Source organism: Pseudoalteromonas ardens (assembly GCF_030125445.1).
Lineage (GTDB): Bacteria > Pseudomonadota > Gammaproteobacteria > Enterobacterales > Alteromonadaceae > Pseudoalteromonas > Pseudoalteromonas ardens.
Genome location: NZ_JASJUV010000002.1, coordinates 1,298,432 through 1,310,558 on the forward strand (window position 1 = coordinate 1,298,432; position 12,127 = coordinate 1,310,558).

A 12,127-nucleotide genomic window follows, 5' to 3' on the forward strand; every position below is an offset into this window, starting at 1 on the left:
CTGTAACTAACTTGCCACATAAAATCGACCCGATAGGGCGACGTTTTTGTCTGCCATCACACCCATCGGATTTGTTTGCCATCACGATTTACAGTCTTTAACATCGGGTTCTCAATCCAACATTACACAATTATAAAGGTGACTCTGTGCGCAATTTGCTATCTCATGCCGCGCTTGCCACCGGTTTGCTGGCCACCAGCCAGTTTACTGTGGCCCAGCCGCTGACGCTGGAACGTATTTTCGATGACCCCTCTTTGGCAGGTAAGGCCCCTGTTAACCTTAAGTTTTCGCCCGATGGTACTCGGGTAACCTACCTGCAGGGCAAAGTAGACGACTACAACCGCTACGATCTGTGGGAATACAATATTAAAGCCGACACAAACCGTTTGCTGGTCGATTCCCAGGCCTTATTCTCAGGTCCTGAAACCTTGTCAGACGAAGAAAAGGCGCGCCGTGAAAGGCAACGTATCTTTGGTCGCGGGATCCTCGAATACAAATGGTCTAAAGATGGTAAAGCACTGCTCTTTCCACTCAATGGTGACCTCTACTATTATGAGCTCAGCTCAGGCAAAAGCCGCAAGCTGACCGATACCGAAGCCTTTGAAACCGATGCCCGCTTCTCGCCTAAAGGCAACTACGTGTCCTTTATACGAGAGCAAGACCTGTATGCTCTGGAGCTGGCAACCGGCCAAGAGATCCGCCTGAGCAAAGACGGTGGTGGCGTGATTAAAAATGGCATGGCAGAGTTCGTTGCACAGGAAGAAATGAGCCGTATGACTGGCTACTGGTGGGCCGGGGACGAAAGCAAAATTGCCTTCACCCGCATCGACGAAAGTCCGGTACAAGAAGCCATCCGCAACGAAATTTATGCCGATGAAGTCAAACTGTTTAACCAACGCTACCCGTTTACTGGCACGGATAATGTCCGCATCGATCTAGGTGTGGTCACCCTGAATGATCAGACAGTGAACTGGATTGACCTGGGTAAAGACAAAGACATCTACATTGCCCGAGCGAAATGGCTGGAAGATGACACCACTTTGTCATATCAGTGGCAAAATCGGGCTCAACAAAAGCTGGAATTAAGATTCTACAACGCCGACAGCAAGCAACAACGCGTCGCTCTGACAGAAACCAGCGACACCTGGATCAACCTGCATTTTGACCTGCATTTTTTAAAAGAAAAAAAGCACTTTATCTGGGCCTCAGAGCGCGATGGCTATAAGCATCTGTATTTGTACCGCACCAGTGGCCAACTGGTTCGTCAGCTGACTCAGGGTGACTGGATTGTCGAAAAGCTTCAGGGCGTGGATGAGAAAAAGGGCCTGATCTACTTCTCTGGCCGCAAAGACACCCCACTGGAAAGCCACCTGTATGCGGTCCCATTATTCAAAAAAGGTAACATTGAGCGGATCACAGAAGCCGGAGCCTACCACAAAGTGGTGATGGCGGAAGACAACCGCACTTTTATCGACAGCAAATCGTCCGTAAATCAACCCACATCGGTTTCATTGCGAAAAGCCAATGGCGAATTCATTACCTGGCTGGAACAAAATAAGCTCGATGACCAACATCCGCTGACACCTTTCCTGAATGATTTGTCGACACCAGAGTATGGCACTTTGAAAGCGGAAGATGGGCAATTGATGCACTACCGTTTGTTTAAGCCTAAGCAGCTTAAAAAAGGCAAGAAATACCCTGTGATCGTCAATGTTTATGGTGGCCCGCATGCACAGCGTGTTACTAATAGCTGGCGCAGTAAAAACCTTTATTTCCAATATATGGTGCAGCAAGGTTACATCGTCTTCCAGCTGGACAACCGTGGTTCATACAACCGAGGCAAACGCTTTGAAGACCCTATTTACAAACACTTAGGAGAAGTGGAAGTCGCCGATCAGATCCGTGGTGTGGAATTCTTACGCACACTGGATTATGTCGACCCGTCACGCATCGGCATTTATGGCCACAGCTACGGCGGTTACATGGCACTGATGACCATGTTCAAAGCAGGTGATTACTTTACCGCAGGCGTGTCTGGTGCGCCAGTAACAGACTGGGCACTGTATGACACACATTACACTGAACGTTACCTCGGACATCCACAAACCAATGCGAAAGGCTACGAGCAAAGCGCAGTATTTCCCTACACAGACGGTCTGAAAGGCCCGCTGATGATCTATCACGGCATGGCGGACGACAACGTGTTGTTTACCCATGCCACGAAGCTGTTCAAACAGTTACAGGATGAGGCAAAGCCTTTTGAAATGATGACCTATCCGGGCTCTAAGCACAGCCTGCGTGGTAAGAAGGTGCAGACGCACCTGCATCACACCATCACCAACTTCTTTAACCGTCACTTTGACGTGAAGTAACACTCAGACACGGGCCATCGCTGGCCCGTGTCACCTATACGCACAAACACGCCCTGCCACTATTCGACAAATAGCTAATTGCCTTACGCTTTCCTCAGTAAATATATTATTCATTTGATTTAGAACAAGTTTTACCCTTGGCAATATTGCAGAACACGCAATCATAGCTGATTCAGTGCACAATCTTGTGCTTTAAAAAGGAGTAAGTGCTATGGCTTTTTTAAGACAGTTCACCATATTTGGCCGCCTCGCTATGCTGGTGGGCGTCGTCGTCCTTGGCCTGAGCGCACTGGGCATAATGAATTTGCAGCAACAATATCACGCGCTAAGTGAACAACAATATGAAAAAACCAAAAACCTGGTTGAAACAGCTCATAGTCTGATCGCCCACTTTCATCAGGCACAGCTCAACGGCACACTCAGTGAAAGCCAGGCCAAAAACGCCGCCCTGAGCGCACTGAAAGACCTCAGATACGATGAAAACAATTACTTTTGGGTCAATGATCATTATCCTCGCATGGTGATGCACCCATTTAAGCCCCAACTCAATGGCCAGTCGCTGCGCGATAGTAAAGACCCTGACGGGGTCGCGCTGTTTCAGGAAATGGTGGCCGTTGTTAACAGCCAGGGTGATGGCTTTGTGCCATACAAATGGCCCAAACCCGGCAAATCTGCACCCGTCGACAAAATTTCTTATGTAAAAGGCTTTGCCCCGTGGCAGTGGATCTTAGGTTCCGGGGTGTATCTCGATAATATCGATGAGCAATTTGCTCAACTGCGTAATCAGATGCTGTTCAATATCGTCGCACTGCTCATCGTGCTGATAATTCTGAGCTTTATCATCAGCAATAGCGTGTTACAGCCGATGCGCGCAGCTGCCGACATGATGCGAGACATTTCCCAGGGTGAAGGCGACCTGACACAGCAACTTGATGAGCATGGCCGTGATGAGATCTCTCGCCTGTCTCGTTTTTTTAATGCCTATACAAGTAAAATGCGCCGCTCGATTACCTCGGTCGCGGGCAATGCCGCAGAAGTAGAGGCGCTGGCCGATCGCGTAGATGACACGGGTGAGGTAAACCTGGAGTACATTGAGCGTCAGAATGACAGCAGTCGCCAGGTCGCAACAGCCGTTGAGCAAATGAGTGCCCAGATCAAAGAGATTAGCCAGCATGCTGAGGCTGCAGAGCAGGCTGCCGGAGATGCAATGCGCACCAGCGAAACCGGAAAAACCACCATCAGTGCCACCATCAGTGCCATAGGTACGCTGTCAGACACCATAGAAGAGGTCAGTGTGGTGACGCAGGCGCTGGCAGAAGAGAGCCAGCATATTGGCTCAGTGCTGGACGTGATCCGGGGTATTTCGGAGCAGACCAACCTACTCGCACTGAATGCCGCCATAGAAGCTGCACGAGCCGGAGAGCAGGGTCGCGGGTTTGCAGTGGTGGCAGACGAAGTACGTACACTGGCAAGTCGCACCGGACAGAGTACCGATGAGATACAGACCATGATTGAAAAGTTACAAAAAGGCGCTCAGGCCGCTGTTGATGCCGTGCAAAACAGTCAACGTCTTTCTGCCAACACGGTGAGTCAGGTCCATGAGGCTGAGCAGGCATTGAGTGAAATCGAGCGTCTGATCACCGTTATTCTGGAAATGAACGGCCTGATCGCACGAGCGACGGATGAACAAAGCAGTGCGGCTGCCGATGTAAATGTACGAATTAGCGACCTGTCGGACGCCACCCACCATTCACTCGACACCACCCAAACCTTGTCTCAGGCCAGCAAAGAGCTCAAACAGGCAAGCCATCAGCTTGCCCAGATTGTAGAGGGCTTTAAAGTTTAGCGACAGTAGCGTACAAACAAACTGCTGACGGTGGCGGCAGTTGGTTTACCATGTTGCCAGTCACCTCCCTCAACACCACTGCCTGCGATGTCCATGTGGACATAAGGCAGTGGTAAGTCAGACTCACAGCCGTGCTTGTCCAGTCCACCAACGATAGCCAGGAAGGCCATTGGGAACTGGTGACCACGCGCAGTCACAGCTGACGGAGCGTTGTTGCTCGACAAAACGTCATCCGCCAGAGTACGTGGCTGCACGAAATCGTAATCTTCACGACGGCTGCGCGATACCTCAGCACAGTCAGCCCACAGATCGCCGATATCAGCAAGCTGACGAGATACCTTTTGTGCACGCGCCGGGCCGTTTTCAACATAAGCACTGTAAGGCCCCATCGCTCGGGCAGCGTGTCCGGTTAGCGTAGCTACCGTAAACAGCTCAGGATTCACTTCCTCAGTGGCCATATCTTTAAGCTCACTCAACAAATCTCCCATTGCCAGACGGCCTTCCGCATCCGTGTTGCCAATGCGCACTTTCACGCCTTCACGCGTGGTGATGATCTCATCCGGAACGAAGCAATCAGAGCCAATCGAGTTACGCACCACAGCAAGGTACGCGATCACTTTTACGCCTTTAGGTTGAAAGTCTGCAACGGACTTCATAAAGCCGGCAACTGAGGCTGCGCCACCTTTGTCACGGCTCATGCCCGCCATAAACCCGCCTACTTTCAGATCGGCACCACCTGTGTCATAAACCAGGCCCTTACCAACAAACATCAGCGTGCGCTCAATGTCTCCTTGCGGCGTGTAGACTAGCTTAACAACACGCGGGTGGTGACGCTCTACCGCATAAGATGCGCGCGCAACGGTGCCCAGCATAGGGTAGTCTTTGTCTATGGTTGCGGGGTCTGACACGACTTCAACGCTGACACATGTGTCCTTAAACAGCTCAACACAGTAATCTGCAAACTTAGGGGGTGCCATGCGCTCCGGCTCTGTACCACACAGGTCACGGGCTGCATACTGACCAGCTGCCATGGCGTTTAGCTGACGACATTGCTCTTCAGAAGCCCCCAACAGTGCAATAGATTCAACAGGTTCAATCGCTGGTCCACGATATTCACGGGCTTCCAGAGGTTGCCATAGCGCCTGACACGCTCCCAGGTACGCCACTTCAAGGGCATTCTGATAACGCGCATCGCCAGGTACCCCAGTCACCATCAATACCGGCTTAACCGCACCGGCTGCTTTGGCTTCCAGCACAGCGGCTTTACCCGCTTCAAAAAAGCGTCGCACGTCATCGTAGTCACGGTTAAGCGGGCCTGTTGGTGACACGATCAGACGCTTGCCCGGTACACCTTCAGCTAACAGCAAGCTGGCTTTGCTGTGTAATCGTGCATCAACTGCAAGATAAGGGGCTGCCGCATTGTTTAGTGCCGCAGCAGAAAGATCTGACACATCGGAAGTGACGACGATAACAGCATCGGCGTCCTGAACTTGCCAGTCACTGACCGGCAGAGCGAGAGGAAAAGACATATAATCAGCCCTTGGTTATTAAAATGCTGGGCTGATTATCGGTTATTTGTCCGCAAGAGCCAATACCATAGGGGTAATTGCCGGGACATAACATAACGCGCGCCAGCGTATGATACACTGGCACGCCCTGTTAAGACGCAAAGTAATCGTTAATCCGACTGCGATATTGCGCTGTTGTCTTTTTGTAATTTGAGCTTACTGACCACAGACCAGGCTTCCAGCATCACCAATACACTGACAACCAGAACCACAATGTCCAGCCCCACCAGCAACCAGTTACCCTGCTCATAGTACTCACCCAGCTTGATCAGCCCGGCAAAAAAGGCCATCAAAATCACAAACATCATCGGGATCAGCGTGAATTTTGCCGGACGACCCAGCTTCATCAGATACACAGAAATCACCAGCAAGGTCAGGCTGGCAAGAATTTGGTTGGTCGAACCAAACAAAGGCCAGATGATCATACCGCCGCTGCCCGACGCACCACCTGCACCAAATGCCAGCAGTAAACAGCAGCCCACGGCAACCAGGGTCGCAAGCACACCGTTTTTCAGGGCATTGAGTTGATAGATTTCACCCCACTCCTGAATAATATAGCGCTGCAAACGCACGCCAGAATCCATGGTGGTACCGGCAAACAGCACCACCATTACCGCAAGCAGAGTTGATGCGATTTCCACCGACAGTCCCCAACCATTGCTGATCAGATTTGCCCCGCCCTGGATAAATGCGCCGACACTGCCCGCGCCGAGGTGACTGTAAATTTCGTGCCATTCTTCAGGTGACACTGCCAACATGACGCCGCTCACGGCCACCAGCGTGATCAATGCCAGTGAGCCCTCGCCCACGGCTCCCAGATAACCGACAAAGCGGCCATCGGTTTCTTTATCCAGCTGTTTCGAACTGGTACCAGAGGACACAATGCCATGGAAGCCAGAAACGGCACCACACGCGATGGTGACAAATAATAAAGGAATGATGCTTGGCGTATCTATTGCCGTTTGCGTATTAAAGGCAGGTGCCGTAATATCCGGCATCACCACAAATACCGCACCATACAGCAATACCAGCCCTACCAACAGCTGCATGCCATTAATGAAATCGCGCGGTTGTAGCAACATCCAGACCGGTAGTAAAGACGCCACGGCCGCGTAGACAAACAGAATAATAATCCAATTGGCTTTATCGGCCAGCCCGAACAACTCGCTGGGCAGCGCCAGTGGCATACCCGAGCCTACGTAAATGCTGGCATAAAGAATGGCGACGCCAATCACACATAAGGGCACCAGTGGCACCTGACGTTTAAGTAACTGGCCAATCACCAGCGCCACTAAAATGGCAGCCCAGGCAGGGAACACAGCACTGGGGTTAGCCACAAAGGAATTGGCAATAACGACCCCAAATACAGCATTTACCATCAACAGTACCAGGAAAACCACAATCATAAACAATGAACGCGTGCGCGTACCTATAACAGTTTCTGACAGCGCCCCCATCGACTTGCCTTTGTGACGCGCACTGGCCCACAATGCACCCATATCATGCACACCCGCAAAAAAGATGGTACCAAACACCACCCATAAAACCGCAGGGACCCAACCCCAGTAAACGGCAATGGCTGGGCCAACGATAGGTGCTGCCCCTGCTACAGATGTAAAATGATGTCCCCAGAGCACCACTTTGTTAGTCGGTACATAGTCTACCCCGTCATTTAACTCATGCGCCGGCGTGACGAACTTATCGTCCATTTTAAATATTTTTTCGGCGATGAATTTTGAGTAGACAAACCAGCCAAACAGCATACCAAGTATGCCAAACAGTACGATCATGATTGACTGCATTGTATTCCCCCTGTTGTTGTTTTTGATGTCCGCTACATGTCAGTTTGTTATTGCCCAGTGCAATCAACCAACTCAGCTATGTTGCAATGCGCGGCAAAGCCAGCGACTCAGACAGTATCTGGTCGCCAGGTGATCCGCTTTGTACTTTCGAGATTGTACTGCGCAAAATAACGTCTGACTCTAGCCAGATAGGCTATACCCTAGCACACCGCCGTGTGATCACAGAGCCTTGTCATTGTTATCTTTTAGTCGAAGGTCTGAACATCAAACAGGCCCAACTGTGCCTGGCCGGACGCCACTTCACCTAACCCCAGCTGTATCCCTATCAGCCTGACCGGTTTACTGCCAAAGCGCTCGACTGCTTGCTCCAGCAAAGTGAACAACACACCTTCATCAATCTCATGATACTGACACTCTTTGGTGGTTTGCGAAAAATCATAAAACTTCACTTTAACCCCCAGCTTATTAAAGGTCCGTGTGCCGCGATAGGGTTCAGCACGCCGCTGCAATTCAGGCAGCAGGCGCTGGCGAAGTACGTCTTTAAGTGTATCCAGATCTTGTATGTCTTTTTCAAACGTGGTTTCAACACCGACCGATTTGCGAATGCGCTCAGTTTCTACCTTGCGCTCATCAATGCCCTGGCAACGCCGCCAAAGTACATCGCCGAATTTACCAAACCGCTCTGTCATCTGAGTTCTGCTGCTGGCCTTAACATCACGACCATATTGCAATCCCATTGCCAGCAGTTTTTCATGTGTCACTTTGCCTACCCCGGGGATTTTTTTCAGCGGCAAAGTGTCAATAAACACATCCACGTCGTCAGGGGTGATCACATACTGGCCGTTCGGTTTATTTTCGTCGCTGGCGATTTTGGCCAGGAATTTAATGGGCGCAATGCCGGCAGAGGCTGTCAGGCCCGTTTCTTGATAGATATCGCTGCGGATCTGCTGCGCAATTAACGTTGCGCTGCCCTGACACAAAGTGCACTCAGTAACGTCCAGATAAGCTTCATCTAAGGAGAGTGGTTCAATTAGGTCAGTGTAACGAGAAAAAATCGTGCGGATCTGCGCAGACACCGCTTTGTAAACCGCCATCCTGCCGGGCACAATCACCAGCTCAGGGCACAGCTGCTTAGCTTTGTAGTTAGACATGGCAGAGCGCACACCATACTGGCGCGCGATGTAGTTAGCCGTTGATAACACGCCACGGTGGCTATTCCCGCCAATCGCAATCGGCACATTGGCCAGCGCTGGGTTATCGCGCATCTCTACGGCAGCATAAAAGCAGTCCATATCAACATGGATAAACTTACGCATGAACTTAATGACTGGTTATTTATACAGTTATTATGAGCAAAGAAATTCAGTATGGCAATATGTTCGTGTGTTTTTTGTCATCGCCTCTCACCTGTATTTTATTGCCAAATACTCTAAACTGGTCAGACAATGGCTGCGTATCAGAGCATAACTAAACCGATCCGCCAGACCTATTTAACACAAGGAGCATTTATGAAGTACAGCCACCTGGGTCATTCCAATTTAGAGGTATCACGTGTCTGTCTGGGCAGCATGACATGGGGCGTGCAAAATAATCAGCATGACGCCGATGAGCAAATCAATTATGCGCTTGCACAGGGTGTTAACTTTATCGACACTGCTGAAATGTATGCCGTTCCTCCGTCACCTGACACCTATGGTAAGACCGAGGAAATTATCGGGGACTGGTTACGTCGTCACCCTGAAAAGCGTCAGGATATGGTCATCGCCACTAAAATAGCCGGTTCAGGGCTTGCCTGGATCCGTGGGGGTGCCCCCATCACGGCCGAAGCCATTATCGCCGCTGTCGATGCCTCCCTTAAGCGACTACATACCGATTACATTGATGTATACCAGCTGCACTGGCCAAATCGGACTTCCCCCCATTTCTCTAAACACTGGCCCGGCATGATCACTTTCAGTGATGTATCAACGGAGCAGCACAAAACAGAGATGTTAGAGATACTGAATGCACTCAAACAGTGTATGGACGCAGGTAAAATTCGTCACTGGGGATTGTCCAATGATACTCCCTGGGGCATTAACACCTACTTGCAACTGGCGCATCAACACCAATTGCCAAGACCGGTATCAATTCAGAATGAGTTCAATCTGTTACATGCTAAAGACTGGCCTTACATCATAGAAAACTGTGTTCATGAAGACATCGCCTACCTGCCCTGGTCACCGCTTGCCGGGGGGGCTTTGTCAGGCAAGTATCTGGGAGGTGCACGACCAGAAGGATCGCGCTGGACCTTGATCCAACGCAACGGCTTATTCCGGGACACTCAGTTTGCACAAGAAGCCACGGCGGCCTATGTCGAGATTGCCAAAGAGCACAACATCACCGCGTCTCAGCTCGCATTAGCTTGGTGCGACCAGGTCGATGGCGTGACGTCTACCATCATAGGCGCAACGACGATGTCGCAATTAAAGGAAAATATCAAAGCCTTTGATTTGACTCTGCCACCAGAGGCATTGGCCGAAATTGATACGGTGCTAAAAGCGTATCCATTGCCCTATTAACAGATACGCGCCCGACGGGGTCCCGCTCGGGCGCTGCTGTCTGAATCGAAATATGGTAGACTCTGCACTTTTTCGGGACTCAGCCATGCGCGTTCTTAATCCAGCCCCTGCCGTGCCTTTACCTGGCACCAGTTTCACCCGGCCTGCGACACGGGCAATTATCACCCGTCAATCGCAAATTTTATTACTCTACACCCAGCGATATGATGATTACACCTTGCCCGGTGGTGGGGTTGACGAAGGTGAGTCTCTCACAGACGCGCTGGTACGCGAGGTCAAAGAGGAAACCGGTGCCCGCTCTGTAACCAACATCGTCCCTTTTGGCATATATGAAGAATATCAGTACTGGTACAAATCCGATTATGACAATGTACACATAGTTTCGCACTGCTATCAGTGTGACATTTGCGGGGAGTTTGATGAGCCAGAAATGGAGCATTATGAAGTTAGTAATGGTATGCAACCACAGTGGGTGGAGATCACCGAAGCCATTGCCCACAACGAAGCAGTACTGGCAAACAGCGATAAACAAGGGCAATCTCTGCTCAGAGAAACCCGCTTGCTCAAGCTCATTGCCAAAGAATTAATGCAACTGAACTTTTAGCCATTAGCCTGGGTCATATTTGTGTTTTGGATAGAAAAACAAAATAAGAAAATCAAAACACTAAGGAAAAGTGATGCGTTCATGGCTCAGTGCAATAGTCATTTCCGTTGCCTGTCACTCAATATTACTATGGCTGCTGGCTCAACAAACGGTTGTGGCACCTGTCCGCGCGCCGCAACCAAGCATTAAAACCTACCTGGTCGTCGCACCGCCTGATCGCATGCCAGACCCAGCAGCTACGGAGCAACCATCACAGCCACTCACTGAGCCCACGCAATCATCTGAGCAGCAGGTCGCCCCGGTTCAGCTTTTACCTGAAAAAAAGCGGGTCGAATCAAATACAGCATCAGCCAATACTGGCGACACGACTCACACTGATTCTCAGCCACAGGTTCAACAAGCCAAAACACATACAATTAAGCCCCATAAACGTATCGATCCAGCTCTGGGCCTGTCACGTCTGCGCCAGCAAATGCTAAATCAACCTGTGATACGCCATAAACCACACAGTAACACCCAGCCAAAACGCCTCAGCGTACCTAAGTCACATCAAACCTTGAACCAACCTATGCGACAAATTGAATCGAAAAACCACATTTTCACGGAATATCGGGAAGGAGACCGGTGTTACAAAGAGGTTCAGGGTGACCCTAATAACCCGCCACCTGAAGGGTTTGCCAAAAACTGGCTCACCGCAAGCAGCACCTGCGACAAAACGGCGATCACAGATGCTTATGATGCCGCTATGGGCAAATGGCTGAAGAAAAAACGCTAACGACACTGGCTGAGCAATATGTATTTACCCCACGCTGTGTGCCAACAAGTTGTACTGAGATCAAAACAACTCCGGCTTTGACTCGCAACCTGCCGCTAAAGCGATTGGACGATTAAAAGCTAGCTGTTAGCCCGCCCTCAATCCGGCAAATCAATGGCCTAACAATGTGTATTTACCCCACGCTGTGTGCCAACAAACTGTACTGAGATCAAAACAACCCCGGCTTTGACTCGCAACCTGCCGCTAAAGCGATTGGGCGATTAATAGCTAGCTGTTAGCCCGCCCTCAATCCGGCAAATCAATGGCCTAACAATGTGTATTTACCCCACGCTGTGTGCCAACAAGTTGTACTGAGATCAAAACAACTCCGGCTTTGACTCGCAACCTGCCGCTAAAGCGATTGGGCGATTAATAGCGAGCTTTTAGCCCGCCCTCAATCCGGCAAATCAATGGCCTAACAATGTGTATTTACTCCCCACTGTGTGCCAACAAACTGTACTGAGATCAAAACAACCCCGGCTTTGACTCGCAACCTGCCGCTAAAGCGATTGGGCGATTAATAGCTAGCTGTTAGCCCGCCCTCAATCCGGCAAATCAAT

General features: G+C 50.4%; 9 protein-coding genes. 6 read left to right on the forward strand and 3 right to left on the reverse strand.

The window, feature by feature from the left end:
- Positions 1–155 precede the first annotated feature (155 nt).
- Positions 156–2,372 carry a S9 family peptidase gene (locus QNM19_RS10745; RefSeq protein ID WP_049865414.1) on the forward strand — a complete coding sequence of 739 codons (2,217 nt, stop codon included), beginning with the start codon at positions 156–158 and terminating at the stop codon, positions 2,370–2,372.
- A gap of 211 nt (positions 2,373–2,583) precedes the next feature.
- Positions 2,584–4,218, forward strand: coding sequence for a methyl-accepting chemotaxis protein (locus QNM19_RS10750; RefSeq protein WP_049865410.1), 1,635 nt, complete (start codon positions 2,584–2,586; stop codon positions 4,216–4,218).
- On the opposite strand, the gene QNM19_RS10755 is transcribed toward QNM19_RS10750, so the two are convergent.
- From QNM19_RS10755 to dinB, 3 genes are all read right to left on the reverse strand, one after another.
- The gene (locus QNM19_RS10755) at positions 4,215–5,747 is read right to left on the reverse strand and encodes a M17 family metallopeptidase (protein WP_049865409.1); all 1,533 of its coding nucleotides are present in this window, start codon (positions 5,745–5,747) and stop codon (positions 4,215–4,217) included. The genes QNM19_RS10750 and QNM19_RS10755 overlap by 4 nt on opposite strands.
- Before the next feature lie 149 nt (positions 5,748–5,896).
- Positions 5,897–7,588 (reverse strand): carbon starvation CstA family protein, encoded by a 1,692-nt coding sequence (locus tag QNM19_RS10760; RefSeq protein ID WP_049865408.1) that lies wholly within the window; start codon positions 7,586–7,588, stop codon positions 5,897–5,899.
- Between the two features lie 245 nt (positions 7,589–7,833).
- On the reverse strand, positions 7,834–8,904 hold the full coding sequence (gene dinB / locus QNM19_RS10765) for a DNA polymerase IV (RefSeq protein ID WP_284026688.1): 1,071 nt from the start codon (positions 8,902–8,904) through the stop codon (positions 7,834–7,836).
- Between dinB and QNM19_RS10770 the strand changes: the two genes are divergently transcribed.
- The 4 genes from QNM19_RS10770 to QNM19_RS10785 all read left to right on the forward strand — a co-directional run bounded on the left by QNM19_RS10770 (position 8,903) and on the right by QNM19_RS10785 (position 11,528).
- Positions 8,903–9,055, forward strand: a complete 153-nt coding sequence (locus QNM19_RS10770) for a hypothetical protein (RefSeq protein WP_156202363.1) — start codon at positions 8,903–8,905, stop codon at positions 9,053–9,055. The genes dinB and QNM19_RS10770 overlap by 2 nt on opposite strands.
- A gap of 41 nt (positions 9,056–9,096) precedes the next feature.
- Positions 9,097–10,149, forward strand: a complete 1,053-nt coding sequence (locus QNM19_RS10775) for an aldo/keto reductase (protein WP_049865407.1) — start codon at positions 9,097–9,099, stop codon at positions 10,147–10,149.
- An 85-nt stretch (positions 10,150–10,234) separates the two neighbouring features.
- The gene (locus QNM19_RS10780) at positions 10,235–10,753 is read left to right on the forward strand and encodes an NUDIX hydrolase (protein WP_049865413.1); all 519 of its coding nucleotides are present in this window, start codon (positions 10,235–10,237) and stop codon (positions 10,751–10,753) included.
- Positions 10,754–10,826: 73 nt separating this feature from the next.
- Positions 10,827–11,528: a hypothetical protein gene (locus QNM19_RS10785; protein WP_049865406.1), complete on the forward strand. Its 702-nt coding sequence runs from the start codon at positions 10,827–10,829 to the stop codon at positions 11,526–11,528.
- The last annotated feature ends 599 nt before the right edge of the window (positions 11,529–12,127 follow it).